This is a genomic window from Enterobacter sp. MG-EB028 (genome assembly GCF_056673305.1).
In genome coordinates this window covers 1,338,808-1,357,836 of the sequence record NZ_CP195079.1, presented here as the reverse complement: position 1 = coordinate 1,357,836, position 19,029 = coordinate 1,338,808, and the positions used below count along the sequence as shown (strand labels likewise).

The following is a 19,029-nucleotide window of genomic DNA, read 5'->3' as shown; positions in this document are numbered from 1 at the left end:
GTTTATTATGTCAATAGACTGGAACTGGGGCATATTCCTGCAACAAGCCCCGTTCGGCAACACCACCTATCTTGGCTGGCTGTGGAGCGGCTTTCAGGTTACCGTGGCATTATCGATAACGGCGTGGATCATCGCGTTTCTTGTCGGTTCGCTGTTCGGTATTCTGCGCACCGTCCCTAACCGTTTCCTTTCAACCATTGGCACACTGTATGTGGAACTGTTCCGTAACGTTCCGCTCATCGTGCAGTTCTTCACCTGGTATCTGGTCATCCCGGAACTGCTGCCGGAAAATATTGGCATGTGGTTCAAGTCGGAACTGGATCCGAATGTGCAGTTCTTTGTCTCCTCCATGATGTGTCTGGGGCTGTTTACCGCTGCGCGCGTTTGCGAGCAGGTGCGTGCCGCCATTCAGTCATTGCCGCGCGGACAAAAAAATGCGGGCCTGGCCATGGGCCTGACCCTGCCACAAACCTACCGCTATGTGCTGCTGCCTAACGCCTACCGCGTTATCGTTCCACCGATGACCTCTGAGATGATGAACCTGGTGAAAAACTCGGCCATCGCCTCAACCATCGGCCTGGTGGATATGGCTGCACAGGCGGGCAAGCTGCTGGATTACTCCGCTCACGCGTGGGAATCCTTCACCGCGATCACGCTCGCCTATGTTCTGATTAACGCTTTCATCATGCTGGTGATGAACCTGGTTGAACGCAAAGTACGCCTGCCGGGCAATCTGGGGGGCAAATAATGTACGAATTTGACTGGAGTTCTATTGTTCCATCCATGCCCTACCTGCTCGATGGTCTGGTAATTACCTTAAAGATCACCGCGATCGCCATCATCGTGGGTATCGTCTGGGGCACCCTGCTGGCCGTCATGCGACTGTCGAGCTTTAAGCCGCTCGCCTGGTTTGCGACCGCCTACGTTAACGTGTTCCGCTCTATTCCGCTGGTGATGGTGCTGCTGTGGTTTTATCTGATCGTCCCCGGCTTCTTACAGAACGTGCTGGGGCTGTCGCCGAAAACTGATATCCGCCTGATCTCCGCTATGGTGGCGTTCTCAATGTTTGAGGCCGCTTATTATTCAGAGATTATCCGCGCGGGTATCCAGAGTATCTCCCGCGGGCAGTCCAGCGCCGCGCTGGCACTGGGAATGACGCACTGGCAGTCCATGCAGCTCATCATTCTGCCGCAGGCGTTTCGCGCCATGGTTCCGCTCCTGCTGACCCAGGGTATCGTGCTGTTCCAGGATACCTCTCTGGTTTATGTTCTGAGCCTGGCGGACTTTTTCCGTACCGCGTCGACCATCGGTGAACGTGATGGTACGCAGGTCGAGATGGTGCTCTTCGCGGGTGCGGTCTATTTTGTGATTAGTTTAAGCGCGTCGCTGTTGGTCAGCTGGCTGAAGAAAAGGACGGTATAATGATTTCCCTGAAAAATGTTTCTAAATGGTATGGGCACTTTCAGGTGCTGACCGACTGCTCCACCGAAGTCAAAAAAGGCGACGTGGTGGTGGTGTGCGGGCCGTCCGGTTCCGGTAAGTCCACGCTGATCAAAACGGTTAATGGTCTGGAGCCTGTGCAGCAGGGCGAAATTGTTGTGAACGGCACCAAAGTGAACGATAAGAAAACCAACCTCGCCCAGCTTCGCTCTCACGTTGGCATGGTGTTCCAGCATTTTGAGCTGTTCCCTCACCTCTCCATTATTGAGAACCTGACGCTGGCGCAGGTAAAAGTGCTTAAGCGTGATAAAAAAGCGTCGCGAGAGAAAGGGCTGAAGCTCCTGGAGCGTGTGGGGCTTTCTGCGCATGCCGATAAGTTCCCGGCGCAGCTTTCCGGCGGCCAGCAGCAGCGTGTGGCGATCGCGCGCGCGCTGTGTATGGATCCGGTGGCCATGCTGTTCGATGAGCCCACGTCGGCGCTCGATCCTGAAATGATCAACGAAGTGCTGGACGTGATGGTCGAGCTTGCGCACGAAGGGATGACCATGATGGTGGTGACGCACGAAATGGGCTTCGCCCGTAAAGTGGCCAACCGCGTGATCTTTATGGACGAAGGGAAAATTGTCGAAGACTCACCGAAAGAAGAGTTCTTCGCCAACCCGAAATCCGAACGCGCCAAAGATTTCCTCGCGAAAATCCTGCACTAATCTTCTCGGTGCGCAATCTGCGGATTGCGCACTGCTTCACGCTTTCACTCAGTTCCTCTCGTCGGCGTCACATTGCAGCGTTAACCTTGTCACAAAATAACGCTACGTATGGAGAACGCTATGGCACAGCCAATTATTCTCGATTGCGATCCGGGTCATGATGACGCGATCGCGCTCGTCCTTGCACTTGCCTCCCCTGAACTCGATGTAAAAGCGGTCACCTCGTCCGCTGGAAACCAAACGCCTGATAAAACCCTGCGCAACGTGCTGCGCATGCTGACGCTGCTCAAACGCACCGATATTCCTGTCGCCGGCGGGGCCGTGAAGCCGCTGATGCGCGAGCTGATCATTGCCGACAACGTTCATGGGGAAAGCGGCCTGGACGGTCCGGTACTGCCGGAGCCGGGCTTTGCGCCGCAAAACTGCACCGCCGTGGAGCTGATGGCGAAGGTGCTGCGCGAAAGCGCGGATCCCGTGACGCTGGTAGCCACCGGACCGCAAACCAACGTTGCGCTGCTGCTAAACAGCCACCCGGAACTGCACGGTAAAATCGCCCGTATTGTGATTATGGGCGGCGCGATGGGGCTGGGGAACTGGACGCCGGCTGCGGAGTTCAACATCTTTGTCGACCCGGAAGCTGCTGAGATTGTCTTCCAGTCCGGCCTACCGATTGTGATGGCTGGGCTGGACGTTACCCACCGCGCGCAGATTATGGCGGACGATATTGAGCGTTTCCGCTCCGTGGGTAATACGGTCGCGACAACCGTGGCCGAACTGCTCGACTTCTTTATGGAGTATCACAAAGCCGAAAAGTGGGGTTTCCACGGCGCGCCGCTGCACGACCCGTGTACCATTGCCTGGCTACTGAAGCCTGAGATGTTTACCACTGTGCACAGATGGGTTGGCGTCGAGACGCAGGGGAAATACACCCAGGGGATGACGGTGGTGGATTACTATTCGCTGACGGGGAATAAACCGAATACAACCCTGATGGTGGATATCGACCGGGGGGCGTTTGTGGATTTGCTGGCGGAGAGACTGGCTTACTATAGTGCGGCCTGATGCCCTCACCCCAACCCTCTCCCACGGGGAGAGGGAGCAAACACTAAAAACGGCAACAGGTTGCCGTTTTGCTTTTACCTTTTGCGGCCTGATGCCCTCACCCTGGCCCTCTCCCACCGGGAGAGGGAACAAACCTGCGCTTTTATCTAAGGCTCAAAAGGGCGACGCTGGAACTGATCGTACCCACACTTCGGACACAGCGGCAACACATCCGGCGTATACACCGCAATATGGTGATGGCACTTCTCACACACCAGATTCCCCAGCCCCACGACTTCACCGCTCTGGTACACGCCGTGATGGTTTAAATCCTGGAATACTTCGCGCCACTCCAGTTGGGTTTTATCGGTAATATCCGCCAGCTCCTGCCACAGGCTCTCTTTGATCACCCGCATAAAGACGCTGTCCGTGACCTCTTCCTGGCTCTCTTCGTAGCTACGCGCAAACTCCTCAAGATCGCGGCGCACGGCGCGCGTCACCTCTTCCACTTCGGTTCGCGTTAACTCACCCGTTTGCGTCACCCGGGCACGCGCCTGTTCGACCAGCGCGTCAATATCGCGCTCACCGTTACGCAGCCGTTCCGTCAGTGTCGCCACCAGTTCGCGGTAAAATTGAGCAACCTTGTTCATCATTTTGCCTCCCGGGTAAGTAACTATTTCTAATAATAGACCTTATTTCACCGCCGCTTTGTCAGGTGAAGCACAGACCCGGTAAATTCCTGCAAAGTGCAATTGCGCGAAAGGCTGTTTTGACGCGGGCGTTTGGGCTATGCTATGCGGATCTGAATTACCACATCCATTGGCTACATTTTTGTAGCTGTATTGAACACAGGACCACTGGCTGCCATGCAAGAGCAATACCGCCCGGAAGAGATAGAATCAAAAGTCCAGCAACACTGGGACGAGAAGCGCACCTTTGAAGTAACCGAAGACGAGAGCAAAGAGAAGTATTACTGCCTGTCGATGCTTCCCTATCCTTCTGGTCGACTACACATGGGCCACGTGCGTAACTACACCATCGGTGATGTGATCGCTCGTTACCAGCGCATGCTGGGAAAAAACGTTCTGCAGCCAATCGGCTGGGATGCGTTCGGCCTGCCTGCAGAAGGCGCAGCGGTTAAAAACAATACCGCTCCGGCACCATGGACGTATGACAACATCGCGTACATGAAAAACCAGCTCAAAATGCTGGGCTTCGGTTATGACTGGAGCCGCGAGCTGGCGACCTGTACCCCGGAATACTACCGCTGGGAGCAGAAGTTCTTCACCGAGCTGTACAAAAAAGGCCTGGTATACAAGAAAACGTCTGCCGTTAACTGGTGCCCGAATGACCAAACCGTTCTGGCGAACGAGCAGGTTATTGACGGCTGCTGCTGGCGCTGCGACACCAAAGTTGAGCGTAAAGAGATCCCGCAGTGGTTTATCAAAATCACCGCTTACGCTGATGAGCTGCTGAACGATCTGGATACGCTGGACCACTGGCCTGACACCGTTAAGACCATGCAGCGCAACTGGATCGGCCGTTCTGAAGGCGTGGAAATTACCTTCAACGTTGAGAACTACGATCAGACCCTGACCGTCTACACCACCCGTCCGGACACCTTCATGGGCGCGACCTACCTGGCCGTGGCCGCAGGTCACCCGCTGGCGCAGAAAGCGGCAGAGAACAATCCGGAACTGGCTACCTTCATCGACGAGTGCCGCAACACGAAAGTGGCCGAAGCCGACATGGCGACGATGGAGAAAAAAGGCGTTGCGACGGGCTTCTATGCTAAGCACCCGCTTACTGGCGAAGCGATCCCGGTCTGGGCGGCAAACTTCGTGCTGATGGAGTACGGTACCGGTGCGGTAATGGCCGTTCCGGGTCACGATCAGCGCGACTACGAATTTGCCACCAAATACAACCTGCCGATTAAAGCCGTTATTCTGGCTGCCGATGGTTCTGAACCCGACCTGACCGAGCAAGCGCTGACCGAAAAAGGCACCCTGTTCAACTCCGGCGAATTCAGCGGTCTGAGCTTCGAAGAGGGCTTCAACGCCATCGCCGACAAGCTGGCCTCACTGGGCGTGGGCGAGCGTAAAGTGAACTTCCGTCTGCGCGACTGGGGCGTCTCCCGTCAGCGCTACTGGGGTGCGCCGATTCCAATGGTGACCCTGGAAGATGGCACCGTGATGCCAACGCCGGAAGATCAGCTGCCGGTGATCCTGCCGGAAGACGTGGTTATGGACGGCATCACCAGCCCGATCAAAGCCGATCCTGAGTGGGCAAAAACCACCGTCAACGGCCAGCCTGCGCTGCGTGAAACCGACACCTTTGACACCTTTATGGAGTCGTCATGGTACTACGCGCGCTATACCTGCCCGCAGTACAAAGAAGGTATGCTGGATTCTGACGCCGCCAACTACTGGCTGCCGGTAGACATCTACATTGGCGGCATCGAACACGCCATCATGCACCTGCTCTATTTCCGCTTCTTCCACAAGCTGATGCGCGATGCCGGCATGGTGAACTCTGACGAGCCCGCTAAACAACTGCTGTGCCAGGGCATGGTGCTGGCAGACGCCTTCTACTACGTTGGCGCGAACGGCGAGCGCAACTGGGTTTCTCCGGTTGATGCAATCGTTGAACGCGACGAGAAGGGCCGTATCGTTAAGGCGACAGACGCTGAAGGCCATGAACTGGTTTATACCGGCATGAGCAAGATGTCCAAGTCTAAGAACAACGGTATCGACCCGCAGGTGATGGTTGAGCGTTACGGCGCGGATACCGTGCGTCTGTTCATGATGTTTGCCTCTCCGGCTGATATGACGCTGGAGTGGCAGGAATCCGGCGTGGAAGGCGCGAACCGCTTCCTGAAACGCGTCTGGAAACTGGTGTACGAACACACCGCACAGGGTGATGCCCCGGCACTGAACGCCGCTGCGCTGAGCGAAGATCAGCAGGCGCTGCGTCGTGATGTTCATAAAACGATCGCGAAAGTGACCGATGATATCGGTCGTCGTCAGACCTTCAATACCGCAATTGCGGCTATTATGGAACTGATGAACAAGCTGGCGAAAGCCCCGCAGGACGGCGAGCAGGATCGTGCCATCATGCGTGAAGCGCTGCTGGCCGTCGTTCGCATGCTGAACCCGTTCACGCCGCACGTCAGCTTCACCCTGTGGCAGGAGCTGAAAGGTGAAGGCGATATCGACAACGCGCCGTGGCCGGTGGCTGACGAGGCAGCGATGGTGGAAAACACCACGCTGGTGGTGGTCCAGGTCAACGGCAAAGTCCGTGGTAAAATTACCGTGGCGGTTGATGCAACTGAAGATCAGGTTCGCGAGCGCGCGGGCCAGGAACCTCTGGTTGCGAAATATCTTGAGGGCGTTACCTTACGTAAAGCGATCTACGTACCGGGTAAACTGCTCAATCTGGTCGTTGGCTAAGCGCGGGAGGAAACGTGCGACAACTGGCAACAATACTCTTATCTCTGGCGGTGCTTGTCACCGCTGGCTGTGGCTGGCACCTGCGCAACACCACGGCGGTGCCACCTGAAATGAAAACGATGATTTTCGACTCATCAGATCCGAATGGCCCGCTCAGCCGGGCTATCCGTAATCAGCTGCGCCTGAATGACGTTGAGCTTATCGAGAAAGGTACGCTTCGTCAGGATGTACCGTCCCTGCGTGTTGTCGGAGGGGGACTGTCTAAAGACACCGCCTCTATTTTCCAGGATGGTCGTACCGCTGAGTATCAGATGGTGTTGACGGTCAACGCGGCTGTACTGATCCCTGGTAAAGACATCTATCCGATCAGCACGAAAGTGTATCGTTCGTTCTTTGATAACCCGCAAACCGCGCTGGCGAAAGATGCCGAAGAGCAGATTATTATCAACGAAATGTATGACAAGGCGGCGGAACAGCTGATCCGCAAACTGCCAGGTATTGCAGCGTCTAACCGGGAAGGTTCTGACATTATTGAAAAACCGGATGCCAGCACGCCTCCTGTTTCTACCTCTCTGGGTAAATGATGATCAGGCTGTATCCTGAACAACTCCGCGCGCAGCTCAATGAAGGGCTGCGCGCGGCGTATCTGCTGCTCGGAAACGATCCGTTGCTACTTCAGGAAAGCCTGGATGCCGTGCGGCATGCGGCCGCGGCTCAGGGCTTTGATGAACACCATACCGTTCAGGTGGATAACACCACCGACTGGAACGCCCTCTTCTCACTCTGTCAGGCGATGAGCCTTTTTGCATCGCGCCAGACAATCCAGATCCTGCTGCCGGAGAACGGCCCTAACGCGGCCATCAATGAGCAACTCGCCACCCTGGTGAGCCTGTTGCACAGCGATCTGCTGTTAATTGTGCGCGGCAGCAAGCTTACCAAAGCGCAGGAAAATGCGCCGTGGTTCACCCAGCTCGCGACCCACGCGGTACTGGTCACCTGCCAGACGCCTGAGCAGGCGCACCTGCCTAAATGGGTGGCGGCGAGAGCAAAGCAGAACAACCTTCAGCTGGACGATGCGGCGAACCAGCTGCTCTGCTACTGCTATGAAGGCAACCTGCTGGCTCTGGCACAGGCGCTGGACAGGCTTTCCCTGCTCTGGCCGGACGGCAAGCTGACCTTACCGCGCGTTGAGCAGGCCGTGAACGACGCAGCGCACTTTACGCCGTTCCACTGGGTGGATGCGCTGCTCTCGGCGAAAAGCAAACGCGCCCTGCATATTCTTCAGCAGCTGCGCCTGGAGGGCAGTGAACCCGTCATTCTGCTGCGCACGCTGCAGCGCGAACTGTTGCTGCTGATAACGCTCAAGCGCCAGTCGGCCCATACGCCGTTGCGCTCCCTGTTTGATAAACACCGGGTGTGGCAAAACCGGCGGGCAATGACCACCGAGGCCATCAACCGCCTGAGTCATGAACAGCTTCGCCAGGCAGTGCAGCTTCTGATGCGCGCCGAGCTCACCCTAAAACAAGATTACGGCCAGTCGGTGTGGGCAGAGCTGGAAAGCCTTTCCCTGCTGCTCTGCCACAAGGCGCTGGCTGACGTATTTATTGATGGATAGTATGCACTCTTTACAGGCCCTGTATGGCGGCACCTTTGACCCGGTACACTACGGGCATCTGAAGCCGGTAGAAATTCTGGCGAATCTGATCGGCCTGCAGCGCGTTACCATCATGCCCAATAATGTCCCTCCGCACCGCCCCCAGCCTGAAGCAACCAGCGAGCAGCGAAAAGAGATGCTCGCTCTGGCTATCGCGGATAAGCCGCTCTTCAGGCTGGACGAACGGGAATTGCGTCGTGACACCCCCTCGTGGACGTCGGAAACGCTGCAGGAGTGGCGAGCTGAGCAAGGGCCGAACCAGCCGCTCGCCTTTATTATCGGTCAGGACTCCCTGCTCAACTTTCCCACGTGGCACAAGTATGAAACCATTCTGGAGAACAGCCACCTGCTCGTCTGCCGCCGTCCGGGCTACCCGCTGACCATGCGAGAAGCGCAATATCAGCAGTGGCTTGAACACCATCTCACCGATAACGTTGAAGATCTTCACAACCAGCCCGCCGGAAAGATTTATCTGGCGGAGACGCCGTGGTTTGACATCTCAGCCACCCTTATTCGCGAACGTTTACAGCAGGGTTTAGCCTGTGACGATCTGCTGCCAGCCCCGGTGCTGGCGTATATTCATACGCACGGGTTGTATCAGAAAACCGCAGATAAATAGCCGGAAGGCATAAAAAGCAGCATATTGATTATCCTGCCTTGACAGGTTAAGCCATACTGTTATCCTCCGCTGCCAGACTTTCCCGCCGAACGTTGCTTTACAGAAATTGTTTTACAAAAATGGCGATGCAATCTCAGGCGGAGGGTGGGATGATACCCGCCTTCAAAAACCCGGACGGCGACATTTGTCCCGACAGGGGCGTCAGTTCAGGTATACTGTCTGGCCACGAATTCATAGTTGTACAATCTCATTCACCCAGGGGGAAAACTTGCAGGGTAAAGCACTCCAGGATTTTGTTATCGACAAAATTGATGACCTGAAAGGTCAGGACATCATCGCTATCGACGTTAAGGGTAAATCCAGTATTACCGACTGCATGATTATCTGCACCGGGACCTCTACGCGTCATGTTGTTTCGATTGCCGACCATGTGGTTCAGGAATCGCGTGCAGCAGGACTGTTACCGCTTGGCGTTGAAGGTGAAGCAACCGCTGACTGGGTGGTTGTTGACCTCGGCGATGTAATTGTCCACGTCATGCAGGAAGAGAGCCGTCGCCTGTATGAGCTGGAAAAACTCTGGGGTTAATGCGTGAAGTTGCAGCTGGTCGCCGTCGGCACCAAAATGCCGGACTGGGTACAAACCGGTTTTACTGAATATCTGCGTCGTTTTCCAAAAGACATGCCGTTCGAACTGGTGGAGATCCCCGCCGGGAAGCGCGGCAAGAACGCGGATATCAAACGTATTCTCGACAAAGAGGGTGAACTGATGCTGGCTGCCGCAGGCAAGAACCGCATCGTCACTCTCGATATTCCAGGTAAACCCTGGGATACGCCGCAGCTGGCGCATGAACTGGAGCGCTGGAAGCAGGATGGCCGCGACGTCAGTCTGTTGATTGGCGGGCCTGAAGGGTTATCCCCCGCCTGCAAAGCGGCAGCAGAACAAAGTTGGTCTCTCTCTGCGCTGACGCTGCCCCACCCGCTCGTTCGGGTCCTGGTGGCGGAAAGCTTGTATCGCGCGTGGAGCATTACTACCAACCACCCCTATCACCGCGAGTAATGACTGACCAGGGTAGATTAAGCAGCGGATGAAACTACAGAATTCTTTTCGCGACTATACGGCTGAGTCCGCGCTGTTTGTGCGCCGGGCGCTGGTCGCCTTTTTGGGGATTTTGCTGCTTACCGGCGTGCTGATCGCTAACCTTTATAATCTGCAAATTGTCCGCTTTACCGATTACCAGACGCGTTCAAACGAAAACCGCATTAAGCTGGTGCCTATCGCGCCCAGCCGCGGCATTATCTACGACCGTAACGGCACCCCGCTGGCGTTAAACCGCACCATCTATCAAGTCGAGATGATGCCGGAGAAGGTTGATAACGTGCAGAATACGCTGGAGGCGCTAAGAAGCGTTGTCGATCTTAACGATGATGATATCGCGGCCTTCAAAAAGGAGCGCGCCCGCTCGCACCGTTTCACCTCCATTCCGGTGAAAACCAATCTGACGGAAGTCCAGGTCGCCCGTTTTGCGGTGAACCAGTACCGCTTCCCCGGAGTGGAAGTGAAGGGTTACAAGCGTCGCTACTATCCTTACGGCTCCGCGCTGACGCATGTGATTGGCTACGTTTCCAAGATTAACGATAAAGACGTCGAGCGTCTTGATAAAGACGGCAAGCTGGCGAACTACGCCGCGACGCATGATATCGGCAAGCTGGGGATTGAACGCTACTACGAAGATGTCCTGCACGGGCAGACCGGCTATGAAGAAGTTGAGGTTAACAACCGTGGCCGCGTCATCCGCCAGCTTAAAGAAGTACCGCCTCAGGCGGGGCACGACGTCTATCTGACGCTAGATCTCAAACTGCAACAGTATATTGAAACCCTGCTGGCAGGCAGCCGTGCGGCCGTGGTGGTCACAGACCCGCGCACCGGCGGCATTCTGGCCATGGTTTCTATGCCAAGCTATGACCCGAACCTCTTTGTTGACGGCATATCCAGTAAAGACTACTCCGGCCTGCTGAATGACCCTAACACCCCGCTGGTGAACCGCGCTACGCAAGGCGTTTACCCGCCGGCATCAACGGTTAAACCTTACGTGGCAGTCTCAGCGCTGAGTGCGGGCGTTATCAACCGCAATACCAGCCTGTTTGACCCGGGCTGGTGGCAGCTCCCCGGCTCTGAAAAACGCTATCGCGACTGGAAAAAATGGGGTCACGGCCATCTGAACGTCACTAAATCGCTGGAAGAATCTGCGGATACTTTCTTCTATCAGGTGGCGTATGACATGGGCATTGACCGCCTGTCTGAGTGGATGAGCAAATTCGGCTACGGACACTACACCGGCGTGGATCTGGCAGAGGAACGGTCCGGCAACATGCCCACCCGCGAGTGGAAGCTGAAGCGTTTTAAGAAGCCGTGGTATCAGGGTGATACCATACCGGTGGGTATCGGCCAGGGCTACTGGACGGCTACACCGCTTCAGATGAACAAAGCGATGATGATCCTCATCAACGACGGCGTGGTTAAGGTCCCGCACCTGCTGCAAAGTACCGTTGAAGACGGCAAAAAAGTGCCGTGGGTGCAGCCCCATGAAGCGCCGGTGGGTGACATCCATTCCGGCTTCTGGGAAATAGCGAAAGACGGTATGTACGGTGTGGCAAACCGTCCAAACGGAACCGCGCACAAGTATTTCGCGGGTACGCCATATAAAGTAGCCGCGAAATCCGGTACGGCACAGGTCTTTGGCCTGAAAGCCAATGAAACCTATAACGCACACCGCATTGCCGAACGTCTGCGTGACCATAAGCTGATGACGGCGTTTGCCCCTTATGATAACCCGCAAGTAGCGGTGGCGATGATTCTGGAGAACGGCGGCGCTGGCCCGGCGGTAGGGACCATCATGCGCCAGATCCTGGACCACATTATGCTGGGTGATAACAACACCGAACTGCCGGCTGAAAACCCGGCCGCCGCTGCGGCGGAGGACCAATAATCATGACGGATAATCCAAATAAAAAATCGCTGTGGGATAAAATTCACATCGACCCAGCCATGCTGCTGATCCTGCTGGCCCTGCTGGTTTACAGCGCCCTGGTTATCTGGAGCGCCAGCGGCCAGGACATCGGCATGATGGAACGCAAGATCGGCCAGATCGCGATGGGTCTGGTCATCATGGTAGTGATGGCGCAGATCCCGCCGCGCGTCTATGAAGGCTGGGCACCCTATCTCTACATCTTCTGCATTATTTTGCTGGTGGCGGTAGATGCGTTCGGTGCCATCTCAAAAGGGGCACAGCGCTGGCTGGATCTGGGCATTGTCCGTTTCCAGCCCTCGGAGATTGCCAAAATCGCGGTCCCGCTGATGGTAGCGCGCTTTATCAACCGTGACGTCTGTCCGCCGTCACTGAAAAATACCGCTATCGCCCTGGTGCTGATATTCCTGCCGACGCTGCTGGTTGCGGCGCAGCCTGACCTCGGTACCTCAATCCTTATCGCCCTCTCCGGCCTGTTTGTCCTGTTCCTGTCGGGCTTAAGCTGGCGCCTGATTGGTATCGCGGTGGTGCTGGTGGCCGCGTTTATCCCTATCCTGTGGTTCTTCCTGATGCATGACTACCAGCGCCAGCGCGTCATGATGCTTCTCGATCCGGAAACCGATCCGCTCGGTGCGGGCTATCATATTATTCAGTCCAAGATTGCGATTGGCTCCGGTGGCCTGCGCGGTAAAGGCTGGCTGCACGGTACCCAGTCACAGCTGGAGTTTTTACCGGAACGCCACACCGACTTTATCTTTGCGGTACTGGCGGAAGAGCTGGGACTGGTTGGCATCCTGATCCTGCTGGCGCTTTACGTGCTGCTCATCATGCGAGGATTGTGGATTGCGGCACGCGCGCAAACCACCTTTGGCCGCGTCATGGCAGGTGGATTGATGCTGATTTTATTCGTTTATGTCTTCGTAAATATTGGTATGGTGAGTGGTATTCTGCCGGTCGTAGGCGTACCGCTGCCGCTGGTGAGTTACGGGGGCTCGGCACTGATCGTGTTGATGGCCGGGTTTGGTATCGTGATGTCGATCCACACCCACAGAAAAATGTTGTCAAAAAGCGTATAAAAATAAGGGGATCGGAATGCGTAAGCAGTGGCTGGGGATCTGCATTGCGGCAAGTTTACTTGCGGCCTGCACAAGTGATGATGGTCAGCAACAGGCAACCGTCGCGCCGCCGCAGCCTGCGGTGTGTAATGGCCCAATCGTTGAAATCAGCGGTGCCGATCCCGTTTATGAACCGCTGAATGCCAGCGCGAATCAGGATTACGAACGCGACGGCAAAAGCTACAAAATCGTGCAGGATCCGTCCCGCTTTAGCCAGGCTGGCTTTGCCGCCATTTATGATGCTGAGCCGGGCAGTAACCTGACGGCATCGGGTGAAACATTTGATCCAATGCAGCTGACTGCGGCGCACCCGACGCTACCGATCCCAAGCTACGCCCGTATCACCAACCTGGCGAACGGCCGAATGATCGTCGTGCGTATTAACGACCGCGGCCCGTACGGTAACGACCGGGTAATTTCCCTGTCGCGCGCGTCAGCCGATCGCCTGAACACCTCGAACAACACCAAAGTTCGCATTGACCCGATTGTCGTGGCGCAGGATGGTTCGCTCTCCGGGCCGGGAACCGCGTGTACCACGGTGGCGAAACAGACCTATGCCCTCCCTGACCGCCCAAATCTGGACGGCGGCATGGGAAGCGTCTCCTCGCCAGCAGAGCCTTCTCAGCCGGCGGGAGAAATACGCCCGATCAGCAATGACACCCTGCAAAGCGATGATTCCACTGGCGCACCGGTAAAAAGCAGCGGCTTCCTTGGCGCACCAACGAACTTAGCCTCGGGCGTGCTGGAGGGCAGTGAGCCGACTCCCGCGCCGGTTGCCGCCCCCGTCGTGCAGCAGCCTGCCCCCGTAACGGCTCCGGTCACGACCCAGAGCGCAGCCGTTGCCGCTCCCGCAGCAGCCAGCGGCGGCTTTGTCGTTCAGGTGGGGGCTGTGAGCGATCGGGCCCGTGCCCAGCAGTATCAGCAGCGTCTCAGCCAGCAGTTTGGCGTACCAGGACGCGTCGAGCAAAACGGCGCGGTCTGGCGTATTCAGATGGGGCCGTTCTCCAGCAAGTCGCAGGCGGCGTCCCTGCAGCAGCGTTTGCAGAGTGAGGCACAGCTGCAGTCCTTTATCGCTGTTACGAAGTAATTAATCGGCGGTATCCGAAATGTCAGTTTGTGTAAAACACATTCACAAACTCATGCTTAAAGTCGGATGCCTGCCTGAATAGCATTTGCTATAGTAAGGCACTTTTTTTAATTCCATCACGGATGTCGTAGTTCTGACCATGAAGACCACTTTTTCTGCTCGTTTTGTGCAGCGCATGGCGCTGACCACGGCCCTTTGCGCGGCTGCACTCTCTGCAGCTCATGCTGATGACCTGAATATCAAGACCATGATCCCTGGCGTTCCGCAAATCGACGCGGAATCCTACATCCTGATCGATTACAACTCTGGCAAAGTGCTGGCAGAACAGAATGCCGATGCCCGCCGTGACCCGGCCAGCCTGACCAAAATGATGACCAGCTATGTTATCGGTCAGGCAATGAAAGCCGGTAAGTTCAAAGAGACGGATCTGGTCACCATCGGTAACGATGCGTGGGCTACCGGGAACCCGGTTTTCAAAGGTTCCTCGCTGATGTTCCTGAAACCAGGAATGCAGGTTCCGGTTTCTCAGTTAATTCGTGGTATTAACCTGCAGTCCGGCAACGATGCCTGTGTGGCCATGGCCGATTTCGCCGCCGGTAGCCAGGATGCTTTCGTCGGTCTGATGAACAGCTACGTTACCGCGCTGGGCCTGAAGAACAGCCATTTCCAGACCGTACACGGTCTCGATGCAGACGGTCAGTACAGCTCCGCGCGTGATATGGCGCTGATTGGTCAGGCGCTGATCCGTGATGTGCCGAACGAGTACTCTATTTACAAAGAGAAAGAGTTCACCTTCAACGGTATTCGTCAAACCAACCGTAACGGCCTGCTGTGGGATAACAGCCTGAACGTTGATGGCATCAAAACCGGCCACACCGACAAAGCCGGCTACAACCTGGTGGCTTCTGCCACTGAAGGCCAGATGCGTCTGATCTCAGCCGTGATGGGGGGTCGCACCTTCAAAGGTCGCGAAACCGAAAGCAAGAAGCTGCTGACCTGGGGCTTCCGCTTCTTCGAAACCGTGAACCCACTGAAGGCCGGCAAAGAGTTTGCTTCTGAACCCGTCTGGTTCGGCGATAACGACCGTGCTTCCCTGGGCGTGGATAAAGACCTGTATCTGACCATTCCACGCGGTCGTATGAAGGATCTGAAAGCAAGCTATGTGCTCAACACCACCGAACTGCATGCCCCGCTGCAGAAAAACCAGGTGGTGGGTACCATCAATTTCCAGCTGGACGGTAAAACAATCGACCAGCGCCCACTCGTGGTATTGGAAGAAATTCCTGAAGGCAATTTCTTCGGCAAAATCATTGATTACATTAAATTGATGTTCCATCACTGGTTTGGCTAAAAATCGAACACTTGAAAGTGTGATTTTGATCCCCATATACTAAGTATCCTGATAACTCCCACCTGACGTGGGAGTTATTCTTTTTGACGTTACGCCGGAGCTGACATGAAAACCAAACTTAACGAACTGCTTGAATTCCCTACCCCATTTACCTACAAAGTAATGGGTCTGGCGAAACCTGAGCTGGTTGATCAGGTGGTTGAAGTGGTACAGCGCCATGCGCCGGGTGACTACTCTCCGTCAGTAAAACCAAGCAGCAAGGGCAACTACCACTCGGTTTCTATTACCATCACTGCTACACATATCGAGCAGGTTGAGACGCTGTACGAAGAGCTCGGCAATATCGAAATTGTTCGTATGGTGCTGTAGTCCCTTTGCGGTTACCCGGTTTACCGGGTAACCCCTCTCCCCCGCTGTGATATACTCCCCCCTCATCTTTTGTTCCTCGTCTTCGGAGACGCGTTTTGTATCAGGATAAAATTCTGGTCCGTCATCTCGGGCTGCAACCTTATGAGCCTGTCTCCCAGGCTATGCACGAGTTCACCGATTCACGCGATGACGCTACCCCTGATGAGATTTGGCTGGTCGAACATCTGCCGGTATTTACGCAGGGCCAGGCGGGAAAAGCGGAACACTTATTAATGACGGGCGATATCCCGGTGATCCAGAGCGATCGTGGCGGACAGGTGACTTACCACGGCCCGGGTCAGCAGGTCATGTACGTCCTGCTTAATCTGAAGCGCAGAAAGCTTGGCGTGCGTGAGCTGGTCACTTTGCTGGAGCAAACCGTCGTCAACACGCTGGCGGAATATGGTATTGACGCGCATCCGCGTGCCGATGCGCCGGGCGTCTACGTTGGCGAAATGAAGATCTGCTCTCTGGGGCTACGTATTCGTAAAGGCTGTTCCTTCCACGGCCTGGCATTGAATATTAATATGGATCTTACGCCTTTCCAGCGCATAAACCCCTGCGGCTACGCCGGCATGGAAATGACGCAAATGCGCCAGTGGGTCGACACCGCTACGCCGGGGAATATACGCCCCGTGCTTCTGAAGAACATGTTAGCACTACTTAACAATCCCCCACACGAATATATCCCTGCTTAATATATCTTCCAGGCGGCCCGATAATTTGACGGGCCACTGTTTATTTACCGCTTTTACGCTTTACAATAAACCGCAGATTCTATATTTTCGAAGCGCCCGAATATTGCCGTTACATATTATTTAGCCTCCGGACAGCACGGCATACACAGGCTAAGTAACTTGAGTGATAATCACACAACTGTTTGTTTTTGATAAACAAGTGGAACAAAACCAACACTTTACGAATCTCTACAAGCATAATAAATAAATTCAACTATCATTCATGTTGTGAATGTATACGGAGTGAAAGCGTGGAGTATAATAATTTACCAGCCAAACGCCTGAATGACCCTGGTGGCGAAGACAAGCCGCAAATTTTTCGGACTTTACGTAATATTGACCTCAATTTACTGACTATTTTTGAGGCAGTATATGTCCATAAGGGGATCGTTAACGCTGCGAAAATTCTTAATCTCACGCCGTCTGCAATAAGCCAGTCAATTCAAAAGTTACGGGCTATATTTCCCGATCCCTTATTTATCCGTAAGGGTCAGGGCGTCACGCCGACGGCCTATGCAACACATCTCCACGAATACATTAGCCAGGGGCTGGAGTCGATTCTGGGTGCGTTGGATTTAACCGGAAGCTATGACAAACAGAGAACCATTACCATCGGCTGTTCTCCTTCTGTCGGCGTGCTGGTGATGCCTGCGATCTTCCAGGCTGTAAAAGAGCATGCGCCACAGCTTCTGCTTCGCAATGTGCCTCTCAACGAACCTGACGTTCAGCTTGCTCAGTTCCAGACGGATCTGGTTATTGAAAGCGGCAGCTTTAGTGCCCGGGCGCTGGGGCAAAATGTGCTTTACGCGGATAACCTGGTGCTGGTTTGCCGCAAGCAGCACCCCGCTCTCAGCGAGCCGTTAACCATTGAGAACCTGCGCAACTACGACCACTCGTCTTTCATGACCGAAGGACAGTCAAACCATGCCCTGCGTCAGCGTATTGATGAAATTTTCCCGGAACGTCAGATCAGCTTCAGCAGTTACAATATGTTCACCACCGCATCCCTGATCGGCAGCAGCGATATGCTGTGCATCATGCCTTCACGCCTGTATAACCTGCTGCGGAAATGCTGGCCGCTGGAGAGCATCCCGCTCAGCCAGCTCAATGCAGAATCTATCGAGATTTCACTGCATTACAACAAACTCAGCTTGCGCGATCCGGTGCTGGAAAACGTCATCCGCATTATCCGTCAGGCCTTCTGACAAAGCGTGCCAGTACACGTTCCTGCCGCTTGCAGGGCAAAACGCACAAAACAACAACTATTTTACAAATTGGCGACCTGACAGGCTGCTTTAAAGCCCCTTTCAATGATATACTGCCTGTCGTTCGTTCAAAAATAGTTGATAAATACAACATTCCCTTGAATTGAAACGCTTTCCTTCGATATTCGCAACTGGAACACGCACGCTATGAGTAAACCCATTGTGATGGAACGCGGTGTTAAATACCGCGATGCCGATAAAATGGCCCTTATCCCGGTTAAAAACGTGGCTACAGAGCGCGAGGCGCTGTTAAGAAAACCGGAATGGATGAAAATCAAACTTCCGGCCGACTCTTCGCGTATCCAGGGGATCAAAGCGGCGATGCGTAAGAACGGCCTTCACTCAGTTTGTGAAGAAGCCTCTTGCCCGAACCTTGCTGAATGTTTCAATCACGGCACCGCGACGTTTATGATTCTGGGTGCCATCTGTACCCGCCGCTGCCCATTCTGCGACGTAGCTCATGGCCGCCCGGTGGCCCCCGATGCCAACGAACCGCAAAAACTGGCGCAAACCATCGCCGACATGGCGCTGCGTTATGTGGTTATCACGTCCGTTGACCGTGACGATCTGCGTGATGGGGGTGCTCAGCACTTCGCCGACTGCATTACTGCCATTCGCGAAAAAAGCCCAAATATCAAAATCGAGACGCTGGTTCCCGACTTCCGCGGCCGTATGGATCGCGCGCTGGACATCCTGACCGCAACGCCGCCAGATGTGTTTAACCACAACCTGGAGAACGTTCCGCGTCTTTATCGTCAGGTGCGTCCAGGCGCAGACTATAACTGGTCTCTGAAGCTGCTGGAGCGCTTTAAAGAAGCGCATCCGCATATTCCAACCAAGTCAGGTCTGATGGTCGGCCTTGGCGAAACCAATGACGAAATCATCGACGTTATGCGCGATCTGCGCCGCCACGGTGTGACCATGTTGACGCTCGGTCAGTATCTGCAGCCAAGCCGTCACCACCTGCCGGTTCAGCGCTACGTCAGCCCGGATGAGTTTGACGAGATGAAAGCCGAAGCGCTGGCGATGGGCTTTACCCACGCAGCGTGCGGTCCGTTTGTTCGTTCTTCTTACCACGCGGACATGCAGGCGAAGGGTGAAGAAGTCAAATAACACCGTAATATTCATTT

The 19,029-nt window shown here is 55.0% G+C and carries 19 protein-coding genes; 18 read left to right on the top strand and 1 reads right to left on the bottom strand.

Annotation, left to right across the window (positions count from 1 at the left end; translation table 11 throughout):
• The first annotated feature begins 7 nt into the window (after window positions 1–7).
• The 4 genes from ACR42C_RS06380 (at window position 8) to rihA (ending at window position 3,209) form a co-directional block, all read left to right on the top strand.
• On the top strand, window positions 8–748 hold the full coding sequence (locus tag ACR42C_RS06380) for an amino acid ABC transporter permease (RefSeq protein ID WP_028012347.1): 741 nt from the start codon (window positions 8–10) through the stop codon (window positions 746–748).
• On the top strand, window positions 748–1,422 hold the full coding sequence (gene gltK / locus ACR42C_RS06375) for a glutamate/aspartate ABC transporter permease GltK (protein WP_013097580.1): 675 nt from the start codon (window positions 748–750) through the stop codon (window positions 1,420–1,422). The genes ACR42C_RS06380 and gltK overlap by 1 nt, the downstream gene beginning before the upstream one ends.
• Window positions 1,422–2,147 (top strand): amino acid ABC transporter ATP-binding protein, encoded by a 726-nt coding sequence (locus ACR42C_RS06370; RefSeq protein ID WP_014883001.1) that lies wholly within the window; start codon window positions 1,422–1,424, stop codon window positions 2,145–2,147. The genes gltK and ACR42C_RS06370 overlap by 1 nt, the downstream gene beginning before the upstream one ends.
• A gap of 120 nt (window positions 2,148–2,267) precedes the next feature.
• The gene (gene rihA, locus ACR42C_RS06365; RefSeq protein WP_316380494.1) at window positions 2,268–3,209 is read left to right on the top strand and encodes a pyrimidine-specific ribonucleoside hydrolase RihA; all 942 of its coding nucleotides are present in this window, start codon (window positions 2,268–2,270) and stop codon (window positions 3,207–3,209) included.
• A 146-nt stretch (window positions 3,210–3,355) separates the two neighbouring features.
• Here rihA and ACR42C_RS06360 read toward each other — a convergent pair whose 3' ends face one another.
• Window positions 3,356–3,838, bottom strand: coding sequence for a zinc ribbon-containing protein (locus ACR42C_RS06360; protein WP_316380510.1), 483 nt, complete (start codon window positions 3,836–3,838; stop codon window positions 3,356–3,358).
• A gap of 216 nt (window positions 3,839–4,054) precedes the next feature.
• Here ACR42C_RS06360 and leuS point away from each other — a divergent pair, with 216 nt between their 5' ends.
• The 14 genes from leuS to lipA all read left to right on the top strand — a co-directional run bounded on the left by leuS (window position 4,055) and on the right by lipA (window position 19,012).
• Window positions 4,055–6,637: a leucine--tRNA ligase gene (gene leuS / locus ACR42C_RS06355; protein ID WP_116341181.1), complete on the top strand. Its 2,583-nt coding sequence runs from the start codon at window positions 4,055–4,057 to the stop codon at window positions 6,635–6,637.
• A gap of 14 nt (window positions 6,638–6,651) precedes the next feature.
• The gene (gene lptE / locus ACR42C_RS06350; protein ID WP_232935945.1) at window positions 6,652–7,221 is read left to right on the top strand and encodes an LPS assembly lipoprotein LptE; all 570 of its coding nucleotides are present in this window, start codon (window positions 6,652–6,654) and stop codon (window positions 7,219–7,221) included.
• Entirely contained in the window at window positions 7,221–8,252 is a 1,032-nt protein-coding gene (holA, locus tag ACR42C_RS06345) for a DNA polymerase III subunit delta (RefSeq protein ID WP_316380511.1), read from the top strand. The genes lptE and holA overlap by 1 nt, the downstream gene beginning before the upstream one ends.
• On the top strand, window positions 8,245–8,910 hold the full coding sequence (nadD, locus tag ACR42C_RS06340) for a nicotinate-nucleotide adenylyltransferase (RefSeq protein WP_316380495.1): 666 nt from the start codon (window positions 8,245–8,247) through the stop codon (window positions 8,908–8,910). The genes holA and nadD overlap by 8 nt, the downstream gene beginning before the upstream one ends.
• A 268-nt stretch (window positions 8,911–9,178) precedes the next feature.
• Complete coding sequence (gene rsfS / locus ACR42C_RS06335; RefSeq protein ID WP_003858696.1) at window positions 9,179–9,496, top strand: ribosome silencing factor; 318 nt, start codon at window positions 9,179–9,181, stop codon at window positions 9,494–9,496.
• 3 nt (window positions 9,497–9,499) lie between these two features.
• On the top strand, window positions 9,500–9,967 hold the full coding sequence (rlmH, locus tag ACR42C_RS06330) for a 23S rRNA (pseudouridine(1915)-N(3))-methyltransferase RlmH (RefSeq protein WP_003858701.1): 468 nt from the start codon (window positions 9,500–9,502) through the stop codon (window positions 9,965–9,967).
• Between the two features lie 28 nt (window positions 9,968–9,995).
• Window positions 9,996–11,897 carry a peptidoglycan DD-transpeptidase MrdA gene (gene mrdA, locus ACR42C_RS06325; protein WP_163330468.1) on the top strand — a complete coding sequence of 634 codons (1,902 nt, stop codon included), beginning with the start codon at window positions 9,996–9,998 and terminating at the stop codon, window positions 11,895–11,897.
• A gap of 2 nt (window positions 11,898–11,899) precedes the next feature.
• Entirely contained in the window at window positions 11,900–13,012 is a 1,113-nt protein-coding gene (mrdB, locus tag ACR42C_RS06320; protein WP_042715186.1) for a peptidoglycan glycosyltransferase MrdB, read from the top strand.
• 16 nt (window positions 13,013–13,028) lie between these two features.
• Window positions 13,029–14,138 (top strand): endolytic peptidoglycan transglycosylase RlpA, encoded by a 1,110-nt coding sequence (rlpA, locus tag ACR42C_RS06315; protein ID WP_316380496.1) that lies wholly within the window; start codon window positions 13,029–13,031, stop codon window positions 14,136–14,138.
• A gap of 139 nt (window positions 14,139–14,277) precedes the next feature.
• Window positions 14,278–15,489: a D-alanyl-D-alanine carboxypeptidase DacA gene (dacA, locus tag ACR42C_RS06310; RefSeq protein WP_116341193.1), complete on the top strand. Its 1,212-nt coding sequence runs from the start codon at window positions 14,278–14,280 to the stop codon at window positions 15,487–15,489.
• A gap of 105 nt (window positions 15,490–15,594) precedes the next feature.
• On the top strand, window positions 15,595–15,858 hold the full coding sequence (ybeD, locus tag ACR42C_RS06305) for a DUF493 family protein YbeD (RefSeq protein ID WP_003858718.1): 264 nt from the start codon (window positions 15,595–15,597) through the stop codon (window positions 15,856–15,858).
• 95 nt (window positions 15,859–15,953) lie between these two features.
• Window positions 15,954–16,595, top strand: a complete 642-nt coding sequence (gene lipB / locus ACR42C_RS06300) for a lipoyl(octanoyl) transferase LipB (RefSeq protein ID WP_316380497.1) — start codon at window positions 15,954–15,956, stop codon at window positions 16,593–16,595.
• 290 nt (window positions 16,596–16,885) lie between these two features.
• Window positions 16,886–17,839, top strand: a complete 954-nt coding sequence (locus ACR42C_RS06295) for a YbeF family transcriptional regulator (RefSeq protein ID WP_116341195.1) — start codon at window positions 16,886–16,888, stop codon at window positions 17,837–17,839.
• Between the two features lie 207 nt (window positions 17,840–18,046).
• Window positions 18,047–19,012 (top strand): lipoyl synthase, encoded by a 966-nt coding sequence (gene lipA, locus ACR42C_RS06290; RefSeq protein ID WP_028012333.1) that lies wholly within the window; start codon window positions 18,047–18,049, stop codon window positions 19,010–19,012.
• Window positions 19,013–19,029: the final 17 nt, after the last annotated feature.

Excerpts from the sequence above, each read along its gene's own strand:
- nadD (WP_316380495.1), top strand. The coding sequence starts at position 8,245 with ATGGATAGTATGCACTCTTTACAGGCCCTGTATGGCGGCACCTTTGAC.
- mrdB (WP_042715186.1), top strand. The coding sequence starts at position 11,900 with ATGACGGATAATCCAAATAAAAAATCGCTGTGGGATAAAATTCACATC.
- rlpA (WP_316380496.1), top strand. The coding sequence starts at position 13,029 with ATGCGTAAGCAGTGGCTGGGGATCTGCATTGCGGCAAGTTTACTTGCG.
- lipA (WP_028012333.1), top strand. The coding sequence starts at position 18,047 with ATGAGTAAACCCATTGTGATGGAACGCGGTGTTAAATACCGCGATGCC.
- gltK (WP_013097580.1), top strand. The coding sequence starts at position 748 with ATGTACGAATTTGACTGGAGTTCTATTGTTCCATCCATGCCCTACCTG.
- ACR42C_RS06380 (WP_028012347.1), top strand. The coding sequence starts at position 8 with ATGTCAATAGACTGGAACTGGGGCATATTCCTGCAACAAGCCCCGTTC.
- rihA (WP_316380494.1), top strand. The coding sequence starts at position 2,268 with ATGGCACAGCCAATTATTCTCGATTGCGATCCGGGTCATGATGACGCG.
- mrdA (WP_163330468.1), top strand. The coding sequence starts at position 9,996 with ATGAAACTACAGAATTCTTTTCGCGACTATACGGCTGAGTCCGCGCTG.
- ACR42C_RS06370 (WP_014883001.1), top strand. The coding sequence starts at position 1,422 with ATGATTTCCCTGAAAAATGTTTCTAAATGGTATGGGCACTTTCAGGTG.
- leuS (WP_116341181.1), top strand. The coding sequence starts at position 4,055 with ATGCAAGAGCAATACCGCCCGGAAGAGATAGAATCAAAAGTCCAGCAA.
- ybeD (WP_003858718.1), top strand. The coding sequence starts at position 15,595 with ATGAAAACCAAACTTAACGAACTGCTTGAATTCCCTACCCCATTTACC.
- dacA (WP_116341193.1), top strand. The coding sequence starts at position 14,278 with ATGAAGACCACTTTTTCTGCTCGTTTTGTGCAGCGCATGGCGCTGACC.
- holA (WP_316380511.1), top strand. The coding sequence starts at position 7,221 with ATGATCAGGCTGTATCCTGAACAACTCCGCGCGCAGCTCAATGAAGGG.
- ACR42C_RS06360 (WP_316380510.1), bottom strand. The coding sequence starts at position 3,838 with ATGAACAAGGTTGCTCAATTTTACCGCGAACTGGTGGCGACACTGACG.